Annotated in this window: 26 protein-coding genes; 12 read left to right on the top strand and 14 right to left on the bottom strand. The window is 68.4% G+C overall.

The features are described 5' to 3' along the window. Positions 1-4: 4 nt before the first annotated feature. Together C996_RS0109515 and rpoE are read right to left on the bottom strand one after the other, a co-directional pair. Positions 5-568: a sigma-E factor negative regulatory protein gene (locus C996_RS0109515; protein WP_018867219.1), complete on the bottom strand. Its 564-nt coding sequence runs from the start codon at positions 566-568 to the stop codon at positions 5-7. 12 nt (positions 569-580) lie between these two features. Beyond that, complete coding sequence (gene rpoE, locus C996_RS0109510; RefSeq protein ID WP_018867218.1) at positions 581-1,162, bottom strand: RNA polymerase sigma factor RpoE; 582 nt, start codon at positions 1,160-1,162, stop codon at positions 581-583. A gap of 144 nt (positions 1,163-1,306) precedes the next feature. Here rpoE and nadB point away from each other — a divergent pair, with 144 nt between their 5' ends. Beyond that, positions 1,307-2,947: an L-aspartate oxidase gene (gene nadB, locus C996_RS0109505; protein ID WP_018867217.1), complete on the top strand. Its 1,641-nt coding sequence runs from the start codon at positions 1,307-1,309 to the stop codon at positions 2,945-2,947. A gap of 206 nt (positions 2,948-3,153) precedes the next feature. On the opposite strand, the gene C996_RS0109500 is transcribed toward nadB, so the two are convergent. From C996_RS0109500 to C996_RS0109490, 3 genes are read right to left on the bottom strand one after another with little or no spacing between them, the layout of a single operon-like run. Continuing rightward, a complete protein-coding gene (locus C996_RS0109500) occupies positions 3,154-3,882 on the bottom strand; it encodes a ferredoxin--NADP reductase (RefSeq protein ID WP_018867216.1) in 729 nt (242 codons plus the stop codon). Next, entirely contained in the window at positions 3,879-4,811 is a 933-nt protein-coding gene (gene mazG / locus C996_RS0109495; protein ID WP_018867215.1) for a nucleoside triphosphate pyrophosphohydrolase, read from the bottom strand. The genes C996_RS0109500 and mazG overlap by 4 nt, the downstream gene beginning before the upstream one ends. 43 nt (positions 4,812-4,854) lie before the next feature. After that, the gene (locus C996_RS0109490) at positions 4,855-5,607 is read right to left on the bottom strand and encodes an MBL fold metallo-hydrolase (RefSeq protein ID WP_018867214.1); all 753 of its coding nucleotides are present in this window, start codon (positions 5,605-5,607) and stop codon (positions 4,855-4,857) included. A gap of 224 nt (positions 5,608-5,831) precedes the next feature. Between C996_RS0109490 and C996_RS0109485 the strand changes: the two genes are divergently transcribed. The 6 genes from C996_RS0109485 (at position 5,832) to lipA (ending at position 10,583) form a co-directional block, all read left to right on the top strand. Further along, positions 5,832-6,071 carry a BolA family protein gene (locus tag C996_RS0109485; RefSeq protein ID WP_018867213.1) on the top strand — a complete coding sequence of 80 codons (240 nt, stop codon included), beginning with the start codon at positions 5,832-5,834 and terminating at the stop codon, positions 6,069-6,071. A gap of 18 nt (positions 6,072-6,089) precedes the next feature. Further along, a complete protein-coding gene (locus C996_RS0109480) occupies positions 6,090-6,494 on the top strand; it encodes a hypothetical protein (protein ID WP_018867212.1) in 405 nt (134 codons plus the stop codon). After that, positions 6,491-7,045 carry a hypothetical protein gene (locus tag C996_RS0109475; RefSeq protein ID WP_018867211.1) on the top strand — a complete coding sequence of 185 codons (555 nt, stop codon included), beginning with the start codon at positions 6,491-6,493 and terminating at the stop codon, positions 7,043-7,045. The genes C996_RS0109480 and C996_RS0109475 overlap by 4 nt, the downstream gene beginning before the upstream one ends. A gap of 87 nt (positions 7,046-7,132) precedes the next feature. Continuing rightward, positions 7,133-8,344: an HDOD domain-containing protein gene (locus C996_RS0109470; protein WP_018867210.1), complete on the top strand. Its 1,212-nt coding sequence runs from the start codon at positions 7,133-7,135 to the stop codon at positions 8,342-8,344. A 6-nt stretch (positions 8,345-8,350) separates the two neighbouring features. After that, complete coding sequence (locus tag C996_RS0109465) at positions 8,351-9,556, top strand: HDOD domain-containing protein (protein WP_018867209.1); 1,206 nt, start codon at positions 8,351-8,353, stop codon at positions 9,554-9,556. Positions 9,557-9,626: 70 nt separating this feature from the next. Then, positions 9,627-10,583, top strand: coding sequence for a lipoyl synthase (gene lipA, locus C996_RS0109460; RefSeq protein WP_018867208.1), 957 nt, complete (start codon positions 9,627-9,629; stop codon positions 10,581-10,583). Between the two features lie 852 nt (positions 10,584-11,435). On the opposite strand, the gene lipB is transcribed toward lipA, so the two are convergent. The 9 genes from lipB to ppa all read right to left on the bottom strand — a co-directional run bounded on the left by lipB (position 11,436) and on the right by ppa (position 20,261). Next, positions 11,436-12,146, bottom strand: coding sequence for a lipoyl(octanoyl) transferase LipB (lipB, locus tag C996_RS0109455; RefSeq protein ID WP_018867207.1), 711 nt, complete (start codon positions 12,144-12,146; stop codon positions 11,436-11,438). Continuing rightward, entirely contained in the window at positions 12,143-12,406 is a 264-nt protein-coding gene (locus C996_RS0109450) for a YbeD family protein (RefSeq protein WP_018867206.1), read from the bottom strand. The genes lipB and C996_RS0109450 overlap by 4 nt, the downstream gene beginning before the upstream one ends. Then, positions 12,403-13,290: a D-amino acid aminotransferase gene (locus C996_RS0109445; protein ID WP_018867205.1), complete on the bottom strand. Its 888-nt coding sequence runs from the start codon at positions 13,288-13,290 to the stop codon at positions 12,403-12,405. The genes C996_RS0109450 and C996_RS0109445 overlap by 4 nt, the downstream gene beginning before the upstream one ends. A gap of 14 nt (positions 13,291-13,304) precedes the next feature. Beyond that, the gene (locus tag C996_RS0109440; protein WP_018867204.1) at positions 13,305-14,564 is read right to left on the bottom strand and encodes a D-alanyl-D-alanine carboxypeptidase family protein; all 1,260 of its coding nucleotides are present in this window, start codon (positions 14,562-14,564) and stop codon (positions 13,305-13,307) included. A gap of 83 nt (positions 14,565-14,647) precedes the next feature. Continuing rightward, complete coding sequence (locus C996_RS0109435) at positions 14,648-15,640, bottom strand: septal ring lytic transglycosylase RlpA family protein (RefSeq protein ID WP_018867203.1); 993 nt, start codon at positions 15,638-15,640, stop codon at positions 14,648-14,650. After that, positions 15,597-16,628, bottom strand: a complete 1,032-nt coding sequence (gene mltB, locus C996_RS0109430; RefSeq protein ID WP_018867202.1) for a lytic murein transglycosylase B — start codon at positions 16,626-16,628, stop codon at positions 15,597-15,599. The genes C996_RS0109435 and mltB overlap by 44 nt, the downstream gene beginning before the upstream one ends. Then, a complete protein-coding gene (gene rodA, locus C996_RS0109425; RefSeq protein ID WP_018867201.1) occupies positions 16,625-17,743 on the bottom strand; it encodes a rod shape-determining protein RodA in 1,119 nt (372 codons plus the stop codon). Before rodA ends, mltB begins: the two co-directional genes overlap by 4 nt. Continuing rightward, positions 17,740-19,611, bottom strand: coding sequence for a penicillin-binding protein 2 (gene mrdA, locus C996_RS0109420; RefSeq protein WP_018867200.1), 1,872 nt, complete (start codon positions 19,609-19,611; stop codon positions 17,740-17,742). The genes rodA and mrdA overlap by 4 nt, the downstream gene beginning before the upstream one ends. A gap of 113 nt (positions 19,612-19,724) precedes the next feature. Continuing rightward, a complete protein-coding gene (ppa, locus tag C996_RS0109415; protein ID WP_018867199.1) occupies positions 19,725-20,261 on the bottom strand; it encodes an inorganic diphosphatase in 537 nt (178 codons plus the stop codon). A 271-nt stretch (positions 20,262-20,532) separates the two neighbouring features. On the opposite strand from ppa, the gene C996_RS0109410 reads away from it, so the two are divergent. From C996_RS0109410 to rsmA, 5 genes are read left to right on the top strand one after another with little or no spacing between them, the layout of a single operon-like run. Further along, entirely contained in the window at positions 20,533-21,174 is a 642-nt protein-coding gene (locus C996_RS0109410; RefSeq protein WP_018867198.1) for an adenylate kinase, read from the top strand. A 7-nt stretch (positions 21,175-21,181) separates the two neighbouring features. Then, entirely contained in the window at positions 21,182-23,437 is a 2,256-nt protein-coding gene (locus C996_RS0109405; RefSeq protein ID WP_018867197.1) for an LPS-assembly protein LptD, read from the top strand. Then, the gene (locus C996_RS0109400; protein ID WP_018867196.1) at positions 23,421-24,860 is read left to right on the top strand and encodes a peptidylprolyl isomerase; all 1,440 of its coding nucleotides are present in this window, start codon (positions 23,421-23,423) and stop codon (positions 24,858-24,860) included. Before C996_RS0109405 ends, C996_RS0109400 begins: the two co-directional genes overlap by 17 nt. Beyond that, positions 24,826-25,896, top strand: coding sequence for a 4-hydroxythreonine-4-phosphate dehydrogenase PdxA (pdxA, locus tag C996_RS0109395; RefSeq protein WP_018867195.1), 1,071 nt, complete (start codon positions 24,826-24,828; stop codon positions 25,894-25,896). Before C996_RS0109400 ends, pdxA begins: the two co-directional genes overlap by 35 nt. Further along, positions 25,893-26,696, top strand: coding sequence for a 16S rRNA (adenine(1518)-N(6)/adenine(1519)-N(6))-dimethyltransferase RsmA (gene rsmA / locus C996_RS0109390; RefSeq protein ID WP_018867194.1), 804 nt, complete (start codon positions 25,893-25,895; stop codon positions 26,694-26,696). The genes pdxA and rsmA overlap by 4 nt, the downstream gene beginning before the upstream one ends. The last annotated feature ends 4 nt before the right edge of the window (positions 26,697-26,700 follow it).

Genomic DNA, 26,700 nt, shown 5'->3' with positions numbered 1-26,700 from the left:
CGCGTTACTCGTCACTCACCGAAAAGCGAACACGACCCAGGGCGGTGGACCCCGGCCCCATCAGTTCCGCATGGTTTTCGAGGTATCGGGCAAAGCGCGGATCCAGGCCTTCCGGCTCGGTGGCCGGCGCCTCGGAACCCGTGGTGCTGACCCGCTGGATACCGTCGGCCAGCTGCGCCGGCGCGCCCTCGCTGGCGACCGGCGTCGCCTCCGGCGCACCGGAGTCGGGGCCGATCATCTGCATCCCGACCAGGGTGACCATCGCGACCGCGGCGGCGACGCCAGTACCGGCCACCGGCTTCAGCCAGCGCGGCTGATCCGGCTTGCGCGCGACCGACAGCGGGGCCTCTTCGGCCAGGGCCGCCTGGACGCCGTCCATGAAGCTCGCGGGTGCGGTGCGGCGCATCCCCCCGCGCAGACTGTCGCCGATCAGGTGATAGCGTTCCCAGCGGGCCCGGTCCTCCTCGGACCGCACCAGCTCGTCCATCAGGCGACGCGTCTCGAAGTCATCCGTTTCTCCGTCCACCAGGGCCGACAGACGTTCGTTCTTGGAGACTTGTTCTTTCATGGCGCTACTCGTTCAGTTGTTGTCTAGCAACGGACGCAAGGTCCGGTCGATGGCCTCGCGGGCCCGGAAGATGCGCGAGCGGACCGTGCCGATCGGGCATCCCATCGTCTGCGCGATCTCCTCGTAACTCAGTCCCTCGATCTCGCGCAGCGTGATGGCCATCCGAAGGTCGTCGGGCAATTCCTCGATGGTGCTACGCACCGCCCCTTCAATCTCTTCGGACAACAGCTCCCCCTCCGGGGTTGCACTGTCCTTCAGGGCGGAGTCGCCGCCCATCTGTTCCGCGTCCTGCGCATCGACCTCGGCCTCGGGCCGACGCCGTCCCTGGGAGACAAGGTGGTTCTTGGCCGTGTTGATGGCGATGCGGTAGAGCCACGTATAGAACGCACTCTCGCCGCGAAAGTTCGCCAGCCCCTTGTAGGCCTTGATAAAGGCCTCCTGGGACACATCCAGGGCCGCCGCGTGGTCATGGACATAGCGCCCGACCAGGTTGACGATCTTGTGCTGATACTTCAGCACCAGGATGTCGAAAGCCGCCTTGTCGCCGTTCTGAACTCGCTTGACCAGGGCCTCGTCGGAAGCCTTCTCGCTCATGCGGGGACTCCCGCCAGCACACCGGTCTCCGGTAATCTATGGTGCATGGACCGCCTGACTCGCATTAAGTTCGCTTTGCGCACAACACTGTTGCGCAAGGGCCACATTTTGCTCTGGCAACAAGCGCAGCACGTTACCTGACCCATGGGGACAGTACAACAACCGCGCCTGGCGGACGTCCTCGTCATCGGAAGCGGCGCGGCGGGGCTCTCCGCGGCCCTGCATCTGGCCCCGCATCGACGCGTCACCGTGATCAGCAAGGGTCCGGTCGACGAGGGTTCCACCCGCTATGCCCAAGGCGGCATCTCCGCAGTACTCGACCGCACCGACTCCTTTGACGCCCATATCCAGGACACCCTGGACGCCGGTGCCGGCCTGTGCGACCCGGACGCCGTGCGCCGCACCGTGGCGGCCGGCCCCGAGGCCATCCACTGGCTGCTCAACCTGGGCGTGCCGTTCACCCGGGAACCCCTGGAAGGCCGCAGCCGCCTGCACCTCACCCGCGAGGGCGGGCACAGCGCGCGCCGGGTGGCACACGCCGCCGATGCCACCGGCCGCGCGATCGAGGAGGCACTGGTGCGCAACGCCTCGGGCCAGGGCAGCATCGAAGTCTTCGAACGCCATGTGGCGGTGGACCTGATCACCCAGCCGGTGGATGGCAGCCGCCGCGTGATCGGCGCCTACGTGCAGGACGCGAAGACCCGCGAGGTGGAGACCCTGCTGGCGCCGACCGTGATCCTGGCCACCGGCGGGGCCAGCAAGGTCTATCTGTACAGCTCCAATCCGGACGGCGCGACCGGCGACGGCATCGCCATGGCCTGGCGCGCCGGCTGTCGCATCGCGAACATGGAGTTCATGCAGTTCCACCCGACCTGCCTGTTCCACCCGAAGGCGAAGTCGTTCCTGATCTCCGAGGCGGTGCGCGGCGAGGGCGGGGTGCTGCTCCTGCCCGACGGCGAGCGCTTCATGCCGCGCTTCGACGAGCGCGCGGAACTGGCCCCGCGGGATATCGTCGCCCGCGCGGTCGATCACGAGATGAAACGCCTCGGCATCGACCACGTGAACCTCGACATCAGCCACAAGCCGGCCGAGTTCATTCGCGAGCATTTCCCCACGATCTACGAGCGCTGCCTGGAATTCGGCTTCGACATGACCCGGGAATCGCTGCCGGTTGTCCCGGCCGCCCACTACACCTGTGGCGGCGTGATGGTGAACCACTTCGGCCAGACCGACCTGCCCGGGCTGTACGCCGCCGGCGAGGTGTCCTACACGGGGCTGCACGGGGCCAACCGCATGGCCAGCAACTCGCTGCTGGAGTGCCTGGTCTACGCCCGTGCCGCGGCCGATCACATCCTTTCGCAGACCGATCTGCCCGCCCCCGAGCAGCTCCCGGTCCCACCGGCCTGGGACGAGTCCCGGGTCACCGAGTCCGAGGAAGAGGTGGTGGTGGCCCACGACTGGGACGAACTGCGCCGCCTGATGTGGGACTACGTGGGCATCGTGCGCGCCCGCGAACGGCTGCACCGCGCCGAGCGGCGCATCCGCATCCTGCAGGAGGAGATCCACGAGTACTACAGCCACTTCCGCATCTCCCCGGACCTGCTGGAGCTGCGCAACCTGGCCATGGTCGCCGAGATCATCGTGAAGAGCGCGCTGTCGCGCCAGGAGAGCCGCGGCCTGCACTATATCCGCGACTACCCCGACACCGATCCGGCACTGGATGGACAGCCCACGATCCTCGCCCCCGACAACGCCCTGCGCCCGGGCGACACCCGCCGCCCGTAAGCCACCCCGTCATTGCGAGTCGCCACAGGCAACGCGGCAATCGATGTGCTCAGCCACCTGATCCCGGCGCACTGCCAGCGCTGGGAGACTACTCGCTCCGCTCGCCCTTCGGGCCGGCCTGCGGCCGTTCAACGCAGCTTCGCTGCTTTTGTGCTTCGTCGCCTGCGGCGACTCGCAATGACCAATTCAGACCGCCGCCTGGCGCACTACCACCACTTCTCGTATTTCAGCTGGGCCTCGGGGATGCCCCATTCCGCCAGCAGGGTGGCCATGTCCTCGATGAACTCCCGCGACCCGCAGAAATAGAACAGCGCATCGCGCGGCAGGTCCAGCGACTCCAGCAACGCATGACTGATGCGGCCGGTATGCCCCAGCCAGTCCTCCGCCTCGCGCGTGACCGTCAGGCTGACGTCGATGTTCGGTGCCGCGGCCATCGCCTCCAGCTCCTGCGGGAACAGCACCTCGTCCTGGTGGGCCACGCTGTAGACCAGGTGGGCATAGACGTCCGGCATCCCGGCATGGATCGCGCGCAGGATGCCGAACAGGGGCGTGACCCCGATGCCCGCCCCCAGCAGCACCACGTTCTGCGCCATGCCGGGCTCGAAGAAGAAGCTGCCCTGCCCCGGCGTGATGTACACCGTGTCGCCCTCGCCGGCCTCCGTGTGCAGGTAATGGGTGGCCGCATGATGGTCCGCGTACTTGATGGCCAGCTGCAGCCGCCCGTCGGCGCGCGGCGCGGAGACCACCGAGTACCCCCCGACGAAGGGCTTACCCTCCGCCTGCGGGATCACCAGGTCCAGCCACTGGCCGGCCTTGCTGGAAAACCGCTGCGGGTCCGCCGCCAGGGTGAATACCTTGATCAGCGGGGTGACCTGCTCGATGGTCTCGATCCGGGCGGGCAGAAAGTGGTCGGGCAGCTCAACGGCTTCGGTCATGTCGGGTCCTTGGTATCGAATGTGTCCCGGGTCGCGCGTTCAAGACGCCGCGCCTCCTGGTAAAGGGTCTCCTGGCGGTCGAAATCGAGTCCGGCCAGGGTCTCGCCGCTGGCCGCGGCCAGCGCCTCCATCTGGCGGAAACGGGCCTCGAACTTGCGCGTGCTGCCGCGCAGCGCGCCCTCCGGGTCCACCCCCAGATGCCGCGCCCAGTTGCTGACCGCGAACAGCACGTCGCCGACCTCCTCGGCGATGCGCGCCGGCGGCTCGCCCTGGTCCACCGCCGCCTGCACCTCGGCCAGCTCCTCGTGAATCTTGGCGACCACCGGGGCCGGGTCGTCCCAGTCAAAGCCCAGGCGCGCGGCGCGGCGCTGGCTTTTTACCGCGCGCGACAGGGCCGGCAACGCCAGCGGGATATCGTCCATCGCGCTGGTCTGGGCGCGCGCCGCACGCTCGCGCGCCTTGTCCGCCTCCCAGGCGGCCTCGCGCTCGGCATCCGAGCCGTGCTCGACATCGGCGAACACGTGCGGATGCCGGCGTACCAGCTTGTCGCCAATCGCGCGGGCGACATCATCCAGATCGAAGCGACCGGCCTCCTCAGCGATACGCGCCTGGAAGACCACCTGGAACAGCAGGTCCCCCAGCTCGTCACGCAGCTCCCGGGTGTCCGCATCCGCGCCCTGGTCGCGGGCGACCACGTCGGCCAGCTCATAGGCCTCTTCCAGAGTGAACGGGACGATACTGCCCGCAGTCTGCGCCCGGTCCCAGGCACAACCGGCCTCGGGATCGCGCAACCGCGCCATGATCGCGCGCAGACGTTCCAGCGGGTTCGGCGACGCGAGCGAGCCCGGCGCGTCAGCGGGAGTGTGGTCGGTCATCGCGGGAGTGTACGGGGTCCGGCAGGCGGTAAAAACCGCCCACCGGATGAACATTCGGAACCGGTGGCTCCTGGCGGGGCCACCGGAAGGGATCGGACTAACCCTGCTGATCGGTCTCGCAGAGGCGCTTCTTCTCGTCCGGCAGGTTGTCCGGACAGATGCCGCAGCCCTCGTTGCCGGGCAGCGCCCAGTCGATCTTCTTCGGGTACGGCAGGTCCATCTCGTCCATGATCTTCACGAACTCGGCCTCCGGCTTGCCCTTGCCCAGGCGCGGGTTGCGCATCTTCTCCTGACCAATGGTGGTGATCTGGCGCTCCTCGTAGTCGTGCGCGGGGTACACCAGGGTCTCGTCCGGCAGGGTGAAGAACTTGTCCTGGATCGAGTGGTACAGGGTCTTGGCATCCCCCGACTGAAAGTCCGTGCGGCCGCAGGCTTCGATCAGCAGGGCATCACCGGAGAACAGCATCTTCAGGCCGACGTGATCCATCAGATAGGCATGGTGCGCATCCGTGTGACCCGGGGTGTACAGCGGGTTGATCACCAGGTTGCCCACCTGGAAGGGCTCACCCTCGCGCAGGCCGAAATCCCGGCAGGGCAGTTCGTCCATCGCCGGACCGCCCAGCTTGCAGCCGGTCTTCTCGCGCAGCATCCGCGCACCGGTGATGTGATCGGCATGGATATGGGTCTCGATCACGTAGTCGAGACTCAGGCCCATCTCCTGCAGCACGCGCAGATCGCGGTCGACGGTCTCGATGACCGGGTCGATCAGGGCCGTCTTCCCGGTATCCGGGCAGCTCAGCAGATAGGTATAGGTGGACGACTCGTCCTCGAACAGTTGCTTGAAGATCATGGTCTTTGCCTCCGTGGCCCGACGGGCCGGTCAATGATGGCCTGATGCTAGCGAGCCGGTTCGGTTCGGACCAAACCACCCCGACTTTCCATGCAGGTGTTCCGATGGGAACCCCACTCCGGGTTGGAGTTCCGCGTGTGGGGGCACTTCATGTCGGGCCAGACGCCCGGCTATCATCCGCGGCTGACATTCGCACTCATCACACGCACGCAAGGGGACTCATCATGGAAGCCAGCCAAGTGGCCGAACTCATCCGCGCCGGCCTGCCGGAGGCCCAGAAGGTCGAGGTCACCGGGGGCGAGGGCAAATTCGAGGCCCTGGTCGTCAGCCCGCAGTTCGCCGGCATGAACGCGGTCAAGAAGCACCAGACCGTCTACGCCACCGTGCGCGATCAGATCGACTCCGGCGAGGTGCACGCGCTGTCCATCCGCGCCTTCACGCCGGAGGACGCACCGGACGCCTGAGGCGTACCGCATCCGCCCATGCTGTCACCCAAGGGCCGCGAGGAGATCGAGCGCCTGCTGGAAGGCGGACTGGTCCACGACTGGGGCGAGGCGGAGACCACGCTGCGCAACGTCACGCGCATGCTGCTGACCACCCGCCCCGACCTGCTGCGCCTGTACTTCACCCCCGAGGCCTGGGAGCAGATCACCACCTGGCCACAGAAGAAGGCCGCCAACGCGATCATCGCCGCCCTGCGCACCGGGGTAGTCGACACCCTGGGACGCCCGGCCATCGTCAACCGCGAACAGGCCCGGTTCTACCTGCTGTGCTTTCAGGACGACCTCGCCGAGCGCGTCGACGCCTGGTGCCGCGAGCATCCCGAGGAGTGCCCCCGGCGCAGCCGCAAGCACAGCAGCGCCCTGCCCGGTCGGCCAGACGCATGAGCCCCTCCGCGATCCAGACCTGCGGCGACCCCGGCCTGCGGGAGGCCCTCGCGGACCTGCTGGCGCGCTACGGCCTGCGTCTGGTGACACACCCGGCCCGGGACCCGCTGCCCGGCACCTGGTGGGGCGAACCCGAGGCCGGGATTATCGGCCTGGAGGTCCACGTGCGCCCCGACACCCCGATCCACTCGGCCCTGCACGAGGCCGGACACCTGATCTGCATGGACGCCACGCGGCGTGCCACCCTGCACACCAATGCCGGCGGCGACGACCTCGAGGAATGCGGTGTCTGCTACCTGCAGATCCTGCTGGCTGACGAGCTGCCCGGCGTCGGCCGCGAGCGGCTGATGCGGGACATGGACACCTGGGGCTACAGCTTCCGCCTGGGCAGCACCGCCGCATGGTTTCGCGAGGATGCCGCCGACGCGCGCCGCTTCCTGCAATCCCACGACCTGATCGACCACGACGACCGGCCGCGCTTCGCCTGCCGCGGGGCCGCGGCGGCGGTTCCTGTGGCGGGATCGGATGCTACACTGGCGTCCATTGACTAGATCGCGCACGCGCGCCCGCCCCGCTGCCCTTCCTGCGGCGTCGCGACGCGGGAATGGATTGGCACAGCACGGACCGGGAACCGCCCCATGGATAGCACCAGCATCGACACCCTGCTTCAGGACCTGGACCTCACCTCCGGCCTGTCGGACCAGGCCCGCAGCGAACTCGCCTCGGCCTGCCTGGCACGGGAGCTGGACGCCGGTCGGCGCCTGCGCCCGCAGGAGGTCGAGGACCGCTACCTGTTCCTGGTAAGCGGCCAGCTGGTCCGCGTCAGCGGCGGCAGCCCGGCGCGTATCACCCTGGATGCGGCCGACCCCGACAGCCCGCTGCAGATGTTCGACCAGAACATCGGCCAGCAGGACTTCCTGATCACCGAGAAGACCTGCCAGATGCTGGAGATCCCGACCGCGGCCCTCGAAAAGGCCCACAGCGCTTCGCTGGTCGTGCATGACACCGACCTGGACGATACCGAAGGCGCTTTCTTCGGCGAGCTCTACGACCTGATCACCAGCAACCGGCTGGAGTTGCCGACCATGCCGGAGATCGCGCTGCGTATTCAGGAACTGACCAACGACCCGGACGCCGACCTCGACAAGCTGACCGAGGTCATCCAGCGTGACGGCACCATCGCCGGGGCGTTGCTGCACGCGACCAACAGCCCGCTGTTCCGCGCCGCCAAACAGATCCAGTCCGTGCGGGACGCGGTCAATCGCCTCGGTTTTCGCAACACCCGCATGCTGGCGATGAACATGGCGCTGCGCCAGGCGTTCAAGGCCAAGCACGCTTCCACCCGCGACGCCATGGAAGCCAGCTGGAAGCATGGCGCCCTGCAATCCGCCTACAGCTACCTGATCGCGGATTCGCTCAAGCTGCTGGACCGCGAACGCGCCCTGCTGGCCGGGCTGGTCGCCGGGATCGGCGCGGTCCCGATCATCCAGTTCGTGGAACTGCGCGAGGACCACCCCGACACCGAGCGCGTGCAGTCGCTGGTCCGGCGCCTGCGCAACCTCGCCGGTGTCCTGGTGATCAACTACTGGGACCTCGGGGGCGACCTGGTCACGGTCGCGGAGCATGCCGGGGACTGGGGCTATCGCGCCGGCGAACCGGATTACGCCAGCATCGCGCTGGTCGCGGAATGGGCCGCCCGACGCGCCGAGGGCGAAACCGTGCCCGATGCGGCCGAGGTCGCCGCCTTCGGCGTCCTCGGGATCGAGCCACCGGCGCCGGGGGAACCGATCGCGTTCCTCGAGGAACGCGCCGAGGACCTGGCCGAACTCCGCGCGATGTTCAACGTCTGAACCCCCGTGATCGAAAAACGCCTTCCACAGCTGCGCCCGTTCGCCGAACTGAGCGAGCGCGCCCGCGACAAGCTGTTGCAGCATGCCCGCACCATGACGGTGGATCCGGGGTTCAAGCTGCATGCGCGCGACGAATTCCGCAGCATGATCTTCCTGCTGGAGGGGCGGATGATCCTGGCCAGCGGGCGCAACTCGGTCATGCTCAACGGGGACTCCAGCGAGGCCCTCAACCCGCTGTTCGAACCCCACGACTATCACAGCCATGCGATCGCCGCGACCCGCGCCACCCTGGCGATGCTGGACCGCAAGGTCTACGAGACCCTGGTCGACGGCGGCGGGCAGGACAGCGTCGAGGTCAGCGAGATCGAGCTGTCCGACCTCGAGGGCGAGCTGTTCGGCAGCATCTACACGCATGCCTACTCGGGCGAGCTGGCCCTGCCCCAGCTCCCCGAGGTGGCGCTGCACCTGCAGCAGGCCCTGAAAGATCCGGACGTCTCCATTGCCGAGGCCACCCGCATCATCGAGGAAGATCCGAGCGTCGCGGGGCGCCTGTTGAGCGTGGCCAACAGCCCGGCCATGGGCAGCCGCCGCGAGGTGTCACGCCTGCAGGATGCCGTGGCCCGACTGGGGCTCGAACGCACCCGCCAGCTGGTGATGGCCCTGGCCATGCACCAGGTCTTCATCCATCGCGACAGCCCCTACCACGACCTCCTCGAACGTCTGTGGCGCCGCTCCGCGCGCATCGCGGCCATCAGCTGCGTGCTCGCCGACCAGTGCGAGGCAGTCGATCCGCAGACCGCCCTGCTGGCTGGACTGCTGCACCGGGTGGGCGCCCTGCCGGTGATCGCCGAGGTCGCCCGCACCCACCCTGACCGAACGCCGGAAGAGGTCGAACGGGTGTTGTTTCGTCTCGAAGGCCTGATCGGCGAACTGGTTGCCCAGCAATGGGATCTGTCATCCGATATCATTGACGCCATTCGCGATTCCGGCGGCCCGGAGAACCCCGAGGCCCCTGTCCTGACGGACATCGTGCGGATCGCACGCGCCGCGTGCCCGCGAGATGCCGAGGACGACCCGCTTGCCGACCGCATCCCGCTCGCCGATCTGCGGGCCGTGGAACGGCTCGGCTTCATCCTCGACGAGGATGGCAGCCTGCCCGCGATCGAGACCGCGCGGCAGGAGGTCGAGGAACTGATTCGTCAGGTTGCCTGACCCGGTACCGCCCAGTCGCCCCACGTCGGCCGCCCACACACCGGCCGCCCGAGAGATTCAGGGAAGGTCCATGGACACACGCACCCGCCCCCAGCCCGGAGAGAAACAGCGCGCCGCCGACAAAGTCGCGCGCATCCCGGTCAAGATCAATCCCACCGAGCGCCCGCAGCGCAAGCCCAAGTGGATTCGCGCCCAGAGTCAGGCCCGCCCCGAGGTGCAGCGCATCAAGGGCATCCTGCGCGAACAGAAGCTGCACACCGTCTGCGAAGAGGCCAGTTGCCCCAACCTGGGCGAATGCTTCGCCCACGGCACTGCCACCTTCATGATCATGGGCGACATCTGCACCCGTCGCTGCCCGTTCTGCGATGTGGCCCACGGCCGCCCGGAGGCACTGGATGCCGACGAGCCGCGCCATCTGGCCGAGACCATCCAGGCGCTGGGCCTCAACTACGTGGTCATCACCTCGGTGGACCGCGACGACCTGCGCGACGGCGGCGCCGGCCACTTCGTGGACTGCATCCGCGAGGTGCGCAGCCTGAACCCGAACACCAAGATCGAGATCCTGGTGCCCGATTTCCGCGGACGCATGGACCGCGCGCTGGAGATCATGCACCAGGCCCCGCCGGACGTCTTCAACCACAACCTGGAGACCGTTCCGCGGCTGTACCGCGAGGCGCGCCCCGGTGCCGACTATGCCTGGTCGCTCGAGCTGCTCCGGCAGTTCCGCGAGCAGCACCCCGGCGTGCCGACCAAATCCGGCCTGATGCTGGGTCTGGGCGAGACCCGCGAGGAGTTGCTGGAGGTCCTGCACGACCTGCGCGAGCACGGCTGCGACATGCTGACCCTGGGCCAGTACCTGCAGCCGTCGCGCCATCACCTGCCGGTAACGCGCTTCCTGTCGCCGGAGGAGTTCGACGAGCTCGGCGAGCGTGCCCGCGAAATGGGCTTCAAGCAGGTAGCCAGCGGCCCGATGGTGCGCTCCTCCTACCACGCCGACCTCCAGGCCCAGGGCCTCGAGACCGCCTGACCCGCCCTGCCGTTTCCAGCCTCTGGGCCATCATCCCGTGCCCCGAGGCTGGCGCTGGCGCTTCGAGCCCCGGTGATTGCGATGGCTTCGTCCGGCCGCCTGCCATGATGTGGCTGGGCCTGGTTCGTCCTCCGGTGTTTACGTGCCTTCGGTCCACGTACTGCCGAGCGCTGACTCGCCAGCGCGCCGCGAGGTCCTTTCTTGCTTGCCCAAGAAAGGACCCAAAGAAGGGCACCCGGATTTCGCCCGGGAACCTTGCTCCAGGGCCCTCGGGCCGGCGGCGCTGAACTCGCTACGCTGCGCTTCGCTCAGACATCCAGCGCCTTCTTCCGGCCCGAGGACCCTTCCGCAAGGGGCTCCATACGGGAGGGGAAGGTCAAAACAGAAGGCATCCCAACGCCACGACACGACAACGGCCCCGCCGCCTGAACCCCCCGGCGCCCGCACCGCGGGCGCGGCACGCTATGGCCGAAGGCCGAGCGTGCCCAAGATGTGCGAAGACCTAGCCTTCATCCACTGGCAAGACCGTCGGGACAGTTTTCTGATTTAGAGGCGCTGGATGTCTGAGCGGAGCCGCAGGCGCAGCGAGTTCGGCGCCGCCCGCGAAAACCCTCGGAGCGAGGGAAACCCCGGCCCGCACAGCGGGCCGGGGTCGCGGCAGTCGGGCGTGTTTCTTGGGTACTTCTTTGCACGAGCAAAGAAGGACCTCGCGGCGCGCTGGCGAGTCAGCGCACGGCAGTACGTGGACCGGAGGCACCGTAAACACCAGAGGACGAACCAGGCCCAGCCACATCTTGGCAGGCGGCCGGACAGCGCCACCGAAAACACTCGAGGTCGAACCAGGGGGAAGCCTCAGGGCGTGGGACAACGTCCCAGCGCAAGCACGCGGACCAACTCGGGCGGCAACGCAGGTTCATGCCGCATGCGCGCAACCTCAGCGGGAAACAGCTGCGCGGTGAGGTGGGCAAGCAACTGCTCCCGGACCCGGTTGCCGTCCAGCGGACCGAGCAGATGCTGCATGGAGGTCGCGGCGAGCCCCGGATAGCCACAGGGATTCATGCGCTGAAACGGTGCCAGACTAGGGGCTATGTTCAGCGCCAGCCCATGGATGCTGCGCCCATGCCGTATCCGCAGCCCCAGCGCCGCAATCTTGGCGCCATCGACATACACCCCCGGCGCCTTGTCTCGACGCTGCGCAAGGATCCCCCATTGCGCCAGCGTGTCGATCACCGCCTGCTCCAGACCCGCGACCAGGCGCCGCACCCCGATCCCCAGTCGCGGCAGGTCCACCAGCGTGTAGATGACCAGTTGCCCGGGGCCATGCCAGGTCACCTGCCCGCCGCGATCGATCGCCACCACCGGCGTCGCGCCGGGGTCCAGCAGATGCTCGGGGCGGCCATTCCGGCCCTGGGTAAACACGGGCGGATGCTCCACGCACCAGAACGCATCCGGCCGGGCCGCATCGCGCTCCCGCGCCTGGAGCTGCATCGCCTGCCAGACGGGGACGTAGGGCTGCACACCCAGCAGGCGGACCACCGGCCCGGGCACGAGCGCGTCGGTCACAGGATCATGCGCACCCGGTCGCAACGGCCCAGGGAACGATAGAAGGCGTCCAGCTGCTCCTGGCTGGTCGCGGTAAAGGTGATGGTGATGCCGACGAAACGGCCGGCGCGCGAGGCGCGCTGCTCGATCACCGTATCCTCGGCATCCAGATGTTCGGCGACACAGTCCTCGACCGCCTCCATCAGCTCCGGATGAGCATCGCCCATCACCTTCACCGGGAAACGGCAGGGAAACTCGATCAGGCTCTCGCGGTCGCTCATGCCGCACCTCCGGACTGCAGGGGTTCGCTCACGGCTGCGCCGGGCTTGGCCGCCTGGTAGGCGGCGTGCACGGCCTGCCAGACCGGTCCGGGGCGCCCTGTACCCACGGTGCGGTCGTCCAGCCGCGTAACCGGCAGGATCTCGCGGGTCGAGCTGGTGAGCCAGACCTCCCCGGCCCGGGCCAGCTCGTCGGCGCTGACCCCGCGCTCCTCCACCGGGTAGCCCAGCTCGCGCGCCAGGTCGAGCACCCGCGAGCGGGTGACCCCCGGCAGTACCGATGCATCCAGCGGCGGGGTGATCACCCGCCCGTCCAGGACCACGATGACATTGCTGGCCGCGCCTTCGGTCAACTGCCCGTCCCGCAACAACACGGCCTCGACGGCACCCCGCTCGGTCGCATCCTGGCGGTTCAGCACATTGGCCAGCAGGGTGGTGGCCTTGATATCGCAGTGGCCCCAGCGGCGGTCCTCGGCCGTCACGGCGGCCACGCCGTCCACGCGGATGGTCTCCGGGAGGGGCCGGATCGGGCTGACCATCGCCAGGACGGTGGGTGGCGCATCCACCGGGAAGGCATGGTCGCGCGGGGCCACGCCACGGGTCACCTGAAGGTAGACCCCGAGATCGGGCGTCGCAGGGTCGGCATTGCGCGCCAGCAAGTCCATCAGAAGCGCACGCCACCCCTCGCGGTCAAACGGGTTGCGGATGCGGATCGCCGCCAGGGATCGCGCCAGGCGCTCCAGGTGCTCGGAGAGCAGGAAGAACTCGCCGGAATAGCTGGGGATCACCTCGTATACCGAGTCTCCGAACAGGAAGCCCCGGTCCAGCGGCGAGATCCGCACCTGGTCCAGCGGCAGGTAATCCCCGTTGTAATAGGCAATGCTCACGGGCGAAACACGGCTCAGAATGGCCAGGCCGACTGAATGCCCAGGGCCGCACTATCCCACAGGCGGCGGATCAGACCGCCCTGTTCCACCGGCTGCAACGCAACCAGCGGCTGGGTGCGGAGGACCTCGCCGTTCAGACGCACCACGACTTCGCCCACCGGATCGCCCGCGGCCAGCGGGGCCTCCAGCGGCTGGTTGACCTCCATCGAGGCGTCCAGATCGTCCTCGCGCCCCGGCGGGACCATGACCCAGAAGTCCTCCGCCAGGCCCACGGCCACTTCGGTCTGCGCCCCGCGATAGACCCGCGGGGTCCCCAGTTCGTGCCCGCCCTCGAACAGCTTGCGGGTCGCGGTGAAGCGCATCCCCCAGTTCACCAGCGCCTGGGACTCGTTGGCGCGGCGAGTACCGCCCTGCTGATGATCCGACGCCTCGATCCCCATGACCACGGCCACCAACCGGCGGTCGTTACGCTTGGCGGACGAAACCAGGTTGTAGCCCGCGTTCGAGGTCCAGCCGGTCTTCAGGCCGTCGAATCCGGCATCGCGCCACAGCAGCATATTGCGGTTGCTCTGCGAGATGTCGTTGTACTCGAAGGAACGTTCGCTGTAGTAGCCGTAGAGATCCGGGAAGTCGCGGATCAGCGCCCGGGCGAGCAATGCCATGTCCTGGGCGGTGGTGTACTGCGACTCGTCGGAGGGCAGTCCGTGCGGGTTGGCGAAGTAGGACTGGCGCATCCCCAGCTCGCGCGCCTGGGCGTTCATCATGTCGACAAACGCCCCCTCCGAACCGGCAACATGCTCGGCCAGCGCGGTGGAGGCATCGTTGCCGGACTGGATGATCATCCCGCGCAGCAGATCCTCGACCACAACCTCCTCGCCGACCTCGATGAACATGCGCGATGCCCCGCGCATACCGGTCCGCCAGGCACGCTCGCTGACCGTAACCTGGTCGTCCAGCGCCATGCGGCCATCGGTGATTTCGCCAAACACCACGTAGGCCGTCATCAGCTTGGTCAGGCTGGCCGGCTCGCGCTCCACCAGCGGATCGCGGCTGGCGAGCATCAGGCCGGAGTCGAAGTCCATCAGCGCATAGCTCGCCGCCGTCACGTCCGAGGGCGGCCGCGGGATGCCACCGGGCACGTTCGCGCCGGCGCCGGCCACGGGCAGCTCCGACTCCTGCGCCTGCGCCGGAACCAGCGCCAGCAGGAGCGCCAGCATCACCGGCAGGCAGGCCGCCAACAGCGGCAGAAACGGGGTGCGGACGGACGAATTCATGATTGCGAAGGGCCTCCTGAAGGACCGAAATACGATAGCAGAATTGGGGCCCGGTACGGGCCGGAAATACCGGGGACGAGGGCTTACGGCGCGTCGGTCACTACGCGGTAGTCCACGTGCGCCGCGCCCTGCAGGCGATCGGTAATCGTGCGGACCGCGTCGCCATCGGCCAGCGGGCCGATGCGCACGCGGTGCAGTTGCGCCCCGTTGTCCCGTTCGACGCTGGAGATCCGCACCGGCTCCAAGCCGAGCGCGCGCAGATCCTCGCGCACCTGCTCGGCCGAATGGCGCTCGGCGAACGCCCCGACCTGGACGAAACGCCCGGGCCCCGCCGCCTCGCCATTGGCGCCGGCCGCGGCCGGCGCTGCGTCCTGCGGTTCGGGCGCGATGTCCGGCTGAGCTGCGGCGGCCACCTCGAGCGGCTCGGGCTCCGGTGCCTCTGCCACCCGGGCCGGCGTCGTGTCGCCCGGCCCCACCGCCCGGATGCGCACGCGCGCGACCCCGGCATCGGTCATGTCGATGCGATGGGCGGCGGCGTAGGAGAGATCGATGATGCGTCCGTCCACGAACGGGCCGCGATCATTCACCCGTACGATCACCTGTTTGCCGTTTTCCAGGTTGGTGACCTCGACGAAGCTCGGCAGCGGCAGGGACTTGTGCGCCGCGGTCATCGCGTACATGTCGTAGGGCTCGCCGCTGGAAGTGCGCCGTCCGTGGAACTTGGTTCCATACCAGGACGCGTACCCCTCTTCCTCGAAGCCGTCACTGGTCTTGAGCGTGCGATAGCGCTGACCGAACACCTCGTACTCGGACGGATTGCCATAGCGGCTGGGCGGCTCGTCACGCGGCTCCGGTTCCGGAATCAGCGCCAGATCCTGCGGCACATCCGCAGGATCGGGGTAGCTGTCATACGCGGCATCGCCCAGCGGGCGGTCCGGGTCGGCCTTGCGGTCGGGGGTGGACGAACAGCCCGCCAGGACCAGCGCCAGCAAGGCCGCCAGCGCGGCCCCGCCGACGCCCGCGCGGCGCGGTTTACTCGGCCAGCGCCTCGGCCAGCTGGTGGACGGCCATCGCATACAGCGGGCTCCGGTTGTAGCGGGTAATCACGTAGAAGTTCGGATACCCGAGATAGTACTCGTAGCCATCCTCGCCCTCGAAGCGGATGAACGAGTACTGGCCGTCCTCGTCCACGGCCTCGTCGGGGTAGATCCCGTGTGCGGCCAGTTCTTCGAGGTCAAAGCGCGCCTGATAGTTGCGGCTGATCAGCGCCTCGTGGGCATCGCCCTCGACCCGGGCCCTGGCCACCACCGGCTCGCCGTAGTTCCAGTGGTGCGCGCGGAAATAGTTGGCCACCGACCCGATCGCATCCGGCCAGGAGTTCAGCAGGTCACGCTGGCCGGAGCCATCGAAATCCACCGCGTAGTGGCGATAGCTGGACGAGATGAACTGGCCACGCCCCATGGCCCCGGCGTAGGAGCCGCGGGTCTCGCGCGGGTCGAGGCCCTCTTCATCCACCAGCGTCAGGAACTCGCCCAGCTCGCGGCGGAAGAAGTCGGACCGGGGCGGATAGTCGAAGCCCAGAGTCACCAGAGCATCGAACACGCGGAAACCACCGGTGTTGCGGCCGTAGTAGGTCTCGACCCCGATGATGGCGGCAATGATCTTCGGTTCGACGTCAAAGCGGTCCGCGGCGCGCTGGAGCCAGCGCTCATGCTCCTGCATGAACTCGCGCCCACGCTCGATGCGCTCATCGGTGATGAAAATCGGGCGGTAATCCTTCCACGGCCTTGCCTCGGCGGGGCTGGAGATCAGATCAAGGATGCGCTGTTGCGGATCGGCCGCCGCGAACATCGCCTCCAGGGCCTCGCGGTCACGGCCAGCCTCCACCTGCTCGTCGATGAAGGCCTGGACCTCGTCGCGCTCGAGATACGGCGGGTCACCGGCGCGGAATTCGCTCGCCGCTGCGGCCGGAAGGGAGGCAAACGCCAGGATCAGGGTCAGCCCGACCGGCATCAGGAGTGGGCGGGCAAGACGGGCCCACACGGGGCGCAGGGTCAGGGTCATCGATTCACCAGGCGTTTCTGGGAGGCTATGCTCATGAGAATACCGAAGGCGACCATCAGGGTCACCAGCGACGTTCCCCCGTAACTGACCAGGGGCAGCGGCACACCGACCACCGGCAACAGGCCGGTCACCATGCCGATATTGACCACCATATAGACCGCGAAGGTCAGGCTGATACTCCCGCCCAGCAGCCGGGCATAGCGGTCCTGCGCCAGCGCGGCGATCCACAGCCCGCGGGCGACAATCGCAAAATACAGCAGCAGCAAGAGCGCGACACCAATAAAGCCGAATTCCTCGGCGTAGACCGCAAAAATAAAGTCGGTGGAGCGCTCCGGAAGGAACTCCAGCTGCGACTGGGTCCCGTTGAGCCAGCCCTTGCCGTACAACCCCCCGGACCCGATCGCGATCTTCGACTGGATGATGTGATAGCCGGCCCCCAGCGGATCGGATTCCGGGTTGAACAGCGTGAGTACCCGCTGGCGCTGGTAATCCAGCATCTGCGACCACAGGATGGGCACGGCGGCCGCCACCACGACGCCCAGGCCGACGAACCAGCGCCAGCCCAGCCCCGCGAGAAACACCACCAGTGCGCCGGCGGCCGCCACCAGCATCGAGGTCCCCAGGTCCGGCTGCTGCATGATCAGATACACCGGCACCAGGATCAGCACGCCGGTCACGAGGAGATCGCGAAAACGCGGCCGCCCACTGCGCAGCGAGAGATACCAGGCCACCATCATCGGCACGGCAAGCTTCATGATCTCCGAAGGCTGGAAACGCATGAAACCGAGGTCCAGCCAGCGCTGGGCCCCCTTGCCGACATCCCCGACCCACATCACCGCCAGCAACAGCAGGATGCCCGCCGCGAACAACCACGGAGAGATCGCGCGCAGACCGTGCAGTGATACCTGCGCGACCAGCAGCATCGCGGCCACGCCCAGGCCGATGCGCATCAGTTGCCGTTCCACGGCCACCACGCTCTGCCCGGAGGCGCTGAACAGAACGGCGAGCCCGAGCAGCAGCAGGATCGACAGCAGGACCAGCAGCACACTGTCCAGGCGCAGGCTGCGCAGCACCCACTGGCTGACGGACATCTCACGGCCGGTTACGCTGATCATTCGTCCTCCGGCAGAGTCATGCCCGACCCTTCCAGCAGATAGGCATCCATCACTTCGCGCGCCACCGGTGCGGCCACTCGGCCACCGGATCCTCCGTGCTCGACCAGGACCGCCACCGCGATCTGCGGATCCTCTGCCGGGGCATAGCCCACGAACAGGGCGTGGTCCCACAGACGCCGGGCCAGCTCCTCTTCGTCGTACTCTTCATCCTCGCCGAGGCTGAACACCTGCGAAGTGCCGGTCTTGCCGGCAATGGTGTAGGCCGGGCGGGTACTGCCCACGCTGCCCCAGGCGGTCCCGTGGCGGGCATGCACCGCCTCCACCAGCGAGCCGTGGATCGCATCCCAGTGCTGGTCGTCCACGACCACCGGCTCGCGCGTCACCGGTAGCGGATACTCCGGCTCCCCGGTCCCGTTGTCCATGGCGCGCAGCAGGTGCGGCTGATAGCGCACACCGCGCGTGGCCAGCGCCGCCGTAAAGTCGGCCATCTGCAGAGGCGTGGACAGCATGTACCCCTGGCCGATCGCGGTGATCAGGGTCTCCCCCGGGAACCATACCTCGTTGTGGGTGGCCCGCTTCCAGTCGCGGCTGGGCAGGATCCCCGCTCGCTCGCCGGTGGAATCGATCCCGGTGCGCTGACCGACCCCGAAGGCGCCAAGAATGGGCACCATGCGATCGATGCCCATGGTGTGGGCCAGATCGTAGAAGTAGACATCCGACGACACCGCGATCGCGCGCGACATGTCCACCCGGCCATGGCCCTCGCGGCGCCAGTCACGATAGCGACGTTCATGCCCCGGGAGCTGGTAGTACCCGCGTGCGAACATCTCGCGCTCGGCGGTCGTAACATCTTCGTCGAGGGCTGCCAGCGCGACCAGTGGCTTGACCGTCGAGCCCGGCGGGTACTGCCCGCTCAGGGCACGATTGAACAGCGGCCGGCGCTTGTCATCGCGCACCGCGGCGAAATCGGCCTGCGAGATTCCGTGGACAAAGGCCTCGGGATCAAAACCGGGGGCGCTGACCAGCGCCAGCACCTCGCCGTTATTCGGATCGATGGCCACGATCGCGCCATCCCGCCCCGCCAGCGCCCGGTAGGCCGCCTGCTGCAGGTTCACATCCAGGGTCAGGGTCAGGTCCGTGCCCGGCTGCGGCGGGGTCACCGACAGCTCGCGGATCACCCGCCCCTGGGCGTTCACCTCCACCTGGCGATAGCCTGGCCGGCCGTGCAGCAACTCCTCGTAGTAGCGTTCGACCCCGCTCTTGCCGATATGCGAGGTCCCGGCATAGGCCCGCCCGTCCACCCGGCGCAGATCCTGCTGGTTGATGCGCCCGACATAACCGACCGCGTGCGAGAATTTGGAACCCAGGGGATAGAAACGCAGCGGACGGGCCTCGATCTCGACCCCCGGCAACTCGTGGCGCGAGACCGCGATACGGGCCACAGTCTCGTCATCCAGCCCGGCCTTCAACAGCACCGGCTGGAACGGGCGCCGCTGCCGAACTCCGCGGTGGAAGCGCTCGATATCGGCCTCGCTCAGTTCCAGATAGCCGCGCAGGCGGCTCAGCAGGGAATCCAGATTACCGGCCTGCTCGACCGTGATCTCCAACTGGTAGGACGCCCGGTTGCCCGCCAGCAGGATGCCATTGCGGTCGCGAATCACGCCCCGGGTAGGGGCGATCGGCTCGACCCGTAACCGGTTGTTCTCGGAGAGAGTGGTGAAATGCGAGTGCGCGCCGACTTGCAGCCCCGAGAGCCGCCAGCCCAGCGCCAGCAGGATGGCGGCCAGGATGACCAGTGCCAGCAGGATGCGCACGACAAAGCGCTCGCGGTCCTGCTGTTCCTCGCCGTAGGCATCGCGCTCGGCCATCTCAGCGGGTCACGGCGTCACGACCAGGTCCGTGGCCCGCGCACGCAAACGCCGCACCGCCCCTGCGGGACGGCGCGGCGCTGACCGACCGCTGCATGCAGCGGGGCGCGGCGTCAGATCTTGCTCTTCTGGTAACGCTTGTAGCTGGCAACAATCTCCGCCTTGGCTTCGTCGGCGCCAACCCAGCCTTCCACCTTGACCCACTTGCCCTTCTCCAGCTCCTTGTAGCGTTCGAAGAAGTGCTTGATCGAGTCCAGGAGCTCCTTCGGCACGTCGTCCGGGCTCTGGAACCGCGCGGACTGCGTGCACAGCTTGTCCACCGGCACTGCCAGGATCTTCGCGTCTACCCCGGCCTCGTCGGTCATCTTCAGCATGCCGATCGGGCGCGAGCGCACAACCGAGCCCGGCAGCAGCGGCACCGGGGTGATCACCAGCACGTCCACCGGGTCGTTGTCTTCCGACTCCGTGTTCGGGATGAATCCGTAGTTGCACGGATAGAACATCGCGACCGCCATAAAGCGATCGACCACCAGAGCCCCGCTGTCCTTGTCCATCTCGTACTTCACGGGCTGACCCTGGGTGGGGATCTCGATCACCACGTTGATGTCGTTGGGGAGATCCTTGCCGGCTTCGATCTGGTTGAGGTCCATGCTTGAGTAGTTTCCGATTGCTTTGAAGAGCGGGGGATTATACAGGGGAGACACCCCGCAAGGGCACCCATCAACAGTCGCATCAGGGAGACTCGAACGGCCGCGCGCGGTTGCGGCGCATCGGCCTCAGGCGGTATAAGACCGCGCTCGGGAAACGGTTTGCGGCCCGCCCTCGCCCCGGGCCGGCTGCCCGTTTCACCACCGCAATCACCGTGCCGTCCCGTTCCCGGCTAGTCCTGCGGTCCGGTACGGCACCCGGCAGGAGTCAGCTATGCGTATCGTCCTGATGGGCGCACCGGGGTCCGGCAAGGGCACCCAGGCCAAGAAGATGGTCGCCACCTTCGGCATCCCCCAGATCTCCACCGGCGACCTGCTGCGCGCCGCGGTCGCGGCCCGGACCGAACTCGGCAAGCAGGTCGAGAACGCGATGGAATCCGGCAATCTGGTCCCGGATGATCTGGTCCTGGGCCTGATCCGCGATCGCCTGCAGGAACCCGATGCGCAGAAGGGCTTCATCCTCGACGGCTTCCCGCGCAATGTCGCCCAGGCCGAGGCGCTGGACGCCATGCTGGCCGACATCGAGTCGCCGCTGGATCGCGCGATCCAGATCGACGTCCCGTTCGAGGAGCTCAAGCAGCGCCTGACCGGCCGCGTGTCCTGCGGGGACTGCGGCGCGGTCTTCAATACCCATACCTTCCCGCCACAGAAGGAAGGCGTGTGCGACCTGTGCGGCGGCGATCTGATCCACCGCGCGGACGACAACGAGGAAACCGTGGTCAATCGCCTCAAGGTCTACGAGGAGCAGACCCGGCCGCTGATCGAGTACTACGATCGCCACGGTCTGCTCAAGCACATCAACGGCACCCGCGACATCGAGCTGATCTTCGACGAGATCCGCCAGCTGCTGTCCTGACGTCGGGATGAGCCGCCGGCCCGCCAACCCCCCGCCGCGCCATCGCCCGATCGCGCGGCCGGTCGCGTGCGGGATCGGCCTGGTGACCGCGGCGCTGCTCCCGCTCGCGCTGCCCGCGGAGGAGCGCCCCCCGGGATGCGAGTTCGCCCCGGGGGTCGAGTGGCCCGAGCTGCGCACCCTCGAGGGCGGCCTCACCGAGATCGACGCCGACCAGGTGCGCCGGGACGGCGAACGCATCTCGGCCTCGGGCAACGTCCAGCTGTTCGAAGGCGGACAGCGCCTGGACACCGAATTCCTCGAATACGACCGCGCCACCGGCACCGCCCGAACCGAAGGTGACACCCGCCTGTTCGACGGCGACCTGCTGCTGCACACCGAGGGCGGGGAATACCGCCTGGACGCGGAGACCGGCGAGTTCCGCAGGATCGACTTCCTGGTGCAGTCCATCCCGGCCCGGGGCAGTGCCGCCCTGGGCGTCCATCACGCCCCGCACCGTCACGACTTCGAGGAGGCCGAATACACCACCTGCCCGGTCGGCAACGATTCCTGGTGGCTGCGCACCCGGGATCTGGAGCTCGATCGCGAGACCGGCGTGGGCGTGGCCCGCAATGCGACCATCCGCTTCAAGGGTGTACCCATCGCCTACACCCCGTATATCAACTTCCCGCTGGACGACCGCCGCAAGAGCGGCTTCCTGCTGCCCAGCGCGGGCACCGGCGGCCGCACCGGCTTCGATCTCGCGACGCCCTGGTACTGGAACATCGCGCCCAACTACGACGCGACCTTCACGCCCCGCATCATGGCCGATCGCGGCGTCATGCTCGGCACCGAGTTCCGCTACCTCCAGCCCCGGCACAATGGCGTACTCGACGTGCGCTACCTGCCGGACGACCGCGAGACCGGCGAAGACCGCCACTTCGCCCAGTGGCGCCACCAGACCCGCATCACCTCCAATCTGAACCTGCGCGTCGACGCCGCGGATGTCTCCGACCGGGAATACTTCTTCGACTTCGGCAACTCGGACCGCTACGAGGGCGCCACACCCTATCTGCGCCGATCCGCCGACCTGACCTGGAACCAGCCAGCCTATCGCCTGCGCACCCGCATCGAGGACTACCAGATCGTCGACCCCGAGCTGAGCGCCGCCGGCGAGCCCTACCAGCGGCTGCCGCAGATCACGCTGGAGGCCGGGGAATACCTGGGCCACGGCCTCTCCTGGGGTCTGGATACCGAACTGGTGCGCTTCGAGCGCAGCGAGGACCAGTCCGGGCGCCCCGTGGGTACCCGCCTCGACCTGAATCCCGAGGTGCGCTGGCGCCATGACACCGGCGGCTTCTTCTTCGAACCCGCCGCCGGTGTCCGCCATACCCGCTACGAACTGGATCGCCGCGACCAGACCAGCGGTCCGGAATCGATCAGCCGGACGGTACCGCGCGCCTCGATCGACACCGGGCTGATCTTCGAACGTTCCATCGCCAGCGGCCGCCGCCTGCAGACCCTGGAGCCACGCATCTTCTACGGCTACGTGCCCTACCGGGACCAGGACGACATCCCGATCTTCGACACCGGCGAGGCCGACTTCAGCTTCGACAACCTGTTCAGCCTGGACCGTTTCATCGGCGCCGACCGCGTGGGCGATACCCATCAGGTGACCACCGCCCTGACCACCCGCATCCTCGACCAGCAGACCGGGCGCGAGCGCCTGAGCCTGTCCGCCGGTCAGATCCACTACCTCGAGGACCGCGAGGTTCGGCGCGACCGGGAGCGGGACGGTCCGCTGACAGAATCGCGTTCGGACCTGGCCCTGGAAGGTCGCGTGCGCATCGGCGATGCCTGGAGCGGCCGCGGCTCCATCCTCTACAACGAGGACGCGCGCGAAACCACCCTGGCCGCGGTCTCGGTCGGCTACCACCCCTCCGAGCGCGCGCGGATCAACGTCGGCTACCGCCAGCGCGAGGCCGGCGCCCGCTCCATCGACCAGACCGACGTCTCCGTGATGTGGCCGGTCACCGATCGCATCGACGCGATCGGCCGCTGGAACTACAGCCTGCAGGAAGAACGCGACCTCGAACTTCTGGCCGGGCTTCAGTATCGTAGTTGCTGCTATGGTATCCGCGTGGTGGCGCGCCGCGCGTACAGCTTCGACGAGACCTACGACAACTCGATCTACTTCCAACTCACGCTGGACGGCCTGGCAAGGTTCGATTCCGGCGTGGATTCGCTATTGCGCGAGGGTATTGCCGGATATGACGCACGTCCCTGAACAACGCCGCGGCGGGGTCCGCACCCTGCTGCCCCTGCTGGCCGTCCTGGTCTACGGCCTCGGCCTGCCGGCCATGGCCCAGACGCCCGGGTCGGCACCCGGCGGGCTCTCGCAGGGCGCGGTCGAGGCACCGGTCACGCCCGGGGCCGCCCGTGACGGCGGTACCCCGGCGGCGCCCATCACGCCCGAGGGCGACCGCTTCACCGACCGCATCCTGGCGGTGGTGGGCGACGACGTGATCACCCAGCGCGAGCTGGTGGAGCGCATGAACCTGGTCGCCCAGCAGATGATCGAGCGCGGCAACCGTCCGCCCGACCAGGACACCCTGGCGCGTCAGGTCATGGAGCGCCTGATCGTCGAGCGCGTGCAGCTGCAGGAGGCCGAGCGCGTCGGCATCAACATCGACGAGATGACCCTGAACCGCGCGATGGAGAACATCGCCCGCGAGAACCGCATGACCCTGCCGCAGCTGCGCCAGGCTCTGATGCAGGACGGCGTGGACTTCAACGCCTTTCGCGAGCAGATCCGCCACGAGCTGACCGTCAACCAGCTGCAGCGCCGCCAGGTCGACCAGCGCGTCCGCGTCTCCGACCAGGAGATCGCCGACCTCATCGCCTCCGAGAGTGGCGCCATTGACCGCGGCGTGCGCTATCGCATCGCCCAGATCATGGTCGCCCTGCCCCAGGGCGCCGACGCCCGGCAGATCGCCGAGGCGCGCCAAAAGGCCGAGTCGCTGCGCGACCGCGTGCGCGAGGGCGAGGACTTCGCCACCGTCGCCATCAGCGAATCCGAAGGGCCGCAGGCCCTGGACGGCGGCGATCTGGGCTGGCGTTCCGCCGGCGAGATCCCCACCGTGTTCGCCCGCGAGGCCGTGCTGATGCGCACCGGCGAGGTCAGCGATATCCTGCGCTCCCCCAGCGGTTTCCACATCATGAAGCTGCTGGACCGCGAGGGCGGTGACCAGACCCGCGTGCAGCAGACCCGGGTACGCCACATCCTGATCAGCCCGGACCAGGTGCGCAGCGACGAGGACGCGCGCCGCCAGGCGCAGTCCCTGTATAACCGCATCCGCGAGGGCGCCAGCTTCGAGGACCTCGCCCGCGCCAACTCCGACGACCCCGGCTCGGCCGCCCAGGGCGGCACCCTCGGGTGGGTCAGCCCGGGCGAACTGGTTCCCGCCTTCGAGGAAGCCATGCAGGCGCTGGAACCGGGCGTGGTCAGCGAGCCGGTGGAGAGCCAGTTCGGCTGGCACATCATCGAGGTCCTGGAGCGCCGCGAGGTGGACACCTCGCGCGAACAGATCCGGGCCCGCGCCCGCGAGATCCTGCAGAACCGCAAGCGCGACGAAGAGCTCGAGCTGTGGCTGCGCCGCCTGCGGGACGAGGCCTATGTCGAATACCGGGTCGACGGCTTCGGCTCCTGATCCGCGCGGGGCCCACCCGGTCCCGCGCCTGGCCCTGACCGCCGGCGATCCCGCCGGGATCGGGCCCGATCTGCTGATCGCCATGGCGCGGCAGCGCGGCCAGGCGCAGCGCGTCGCCATCGCTGATCCTGACGTGCTGGAGGCGCGCGCCCGCCAGCTGGGCGAGTCCCTGCGCCTGGTGCCCTTCGACCCGCAACGCCCGCGCGAGCCCACCCCGGCCCACACCCTGGAGATCCTGCCGGTACCGGTCGCCGCCCCGGTGGTCGCCGGCACCCTGAACCCCGCCAACGCCGAACACGTACTGGCCCTGCTGGCCAGAGCCGCCGACGGCTGCCTGGACGGCACCTTCGAGGCCATGGTCACCGGCCCGGTCCACAAGGGCGTGATCAACCGCGCCGGTATCGCCTTCAGTGGTCACACCGAGTGGCTGGCCGAACGCGCCGGGGCACCGACGCCGGTGATGATGCTGGCCACCGAGACGCTGCGAGTCGCGCTGGTGACCACCCATCTGCCCCTGCGCGCGGTCCCCGACGCCATCACGGCCGAACGCCTGGAGGCCGTGACCCGCGTGCTGCACCACGACCTGCGCCGTGACTTCGGCATCGACGAACCCGTGATCGCGGTCTGCGGCCTGAACCCGCACGCCGGCGAGGACGGCGTCCTCGGACGCGAGGAGATCGAGATCATCACCCCGACCCTGGATCGCCTGCGAGAGGCCGGCATGCATCTGCGCGGCCCACTCCCGGCCGACACCGCGTTCACCCCGCGCGCGCTCGAAGGCGTCGACGCGGTGCTGGCCATGTATCACGATCAGGGCCTGCCGGTCCTCAAGCACGCCGGCTTTGGCGGGGCCATCAACGTGACCCTGGGCCTGCCCTTCATCCGCACCTCGGTGGATCACGGCACCGCACTGGACCTGGCCGGCACCGGGCGCGCGGAGGTCGGCAGCTTCCAGGCCGCCGAACGTCTGGCGGAAACCCTCGCGGCCCGTGCCGCGGCCCGTGCCGCCGCCAGCAGGAGCATCTCGGGGACATGACCCGCCTCAAGACCTCGTCGCCGATCCGCAAGCGCTTCGGCCAGAACTTCCTGCACGATGCCGGCATCCTCGCGCGCATTGTCGCGGCGATCGACCCGCAGCCGGGAGACGCCGTACTCGAGATCGGGCCCGGCCGCGGCGCCTTGACCGCGGCGCTGCTGGAGCGCCTGGACCATCTGGTCGCCGTGGAGATCGACCGCGACCTGGCCGCCGGGCTGCGCGCCGGTTTCCCTCCGGAGCGCCTGGACCTGCACGTGGGCGACGCCCTGGACATGCGGCTGGCCGATCTCGGCCCCCTGCCCGAACGCGGCTGGCGCGTGGTCGGCAACCTGCCCTACAACATCTCCACCCCGCTGATGTTCCATCTCCTCGAACAGGTCGGCGCAATCCGCGACATGCACTTCCTGCTGCAGCGCGAGGTGGTGGAACGCATGACCGCCGCGCCCGGCAGCAAGCGCTACGGCCGCCTGACCGTCATGCTGGCCGCCCGGGCCTCGGCCACGGCCCTGTTCACGGTGCCGCCCGGGGCCTTTCACCCGCCGCCCAAGGTCTACTCCAGCGTGGTGCGCATCACGCCCCTGGCCGAGCCGCGGGTCGCACCGGCGCTGTACCCGACCTTCGCGCGGGTGGTGAACCAGGCCTTTTCCAGCCGCCGCAAGACGCTGCGCCGCGGGCTGTCCGGTCTGGCCACGATCGCGGACCTGGAGGCCGCCGGGCTGGACCCCGGGGAACGGCCGGAGAACGTCGACATCAGCGGGTTCGAGGCCCTGGCCCGGCAGATCCACGCAGGCGCGCACTGAGCCA

The sequence above is a fragment of the Thioalkalivibrio sp. ALE25 genome, assembly GCF_000377285.1.
Classification (GTDB): domain Bacteria; phylum Pseudomonadota; class Gammaproteobacteria; order Ectothiorhodospirales; family Ectothiorhodospiraceae; genus Thioalkalivibrio.
This window is presented reverse-complemented; position numbering and strand designations above follow the sequence as displayed.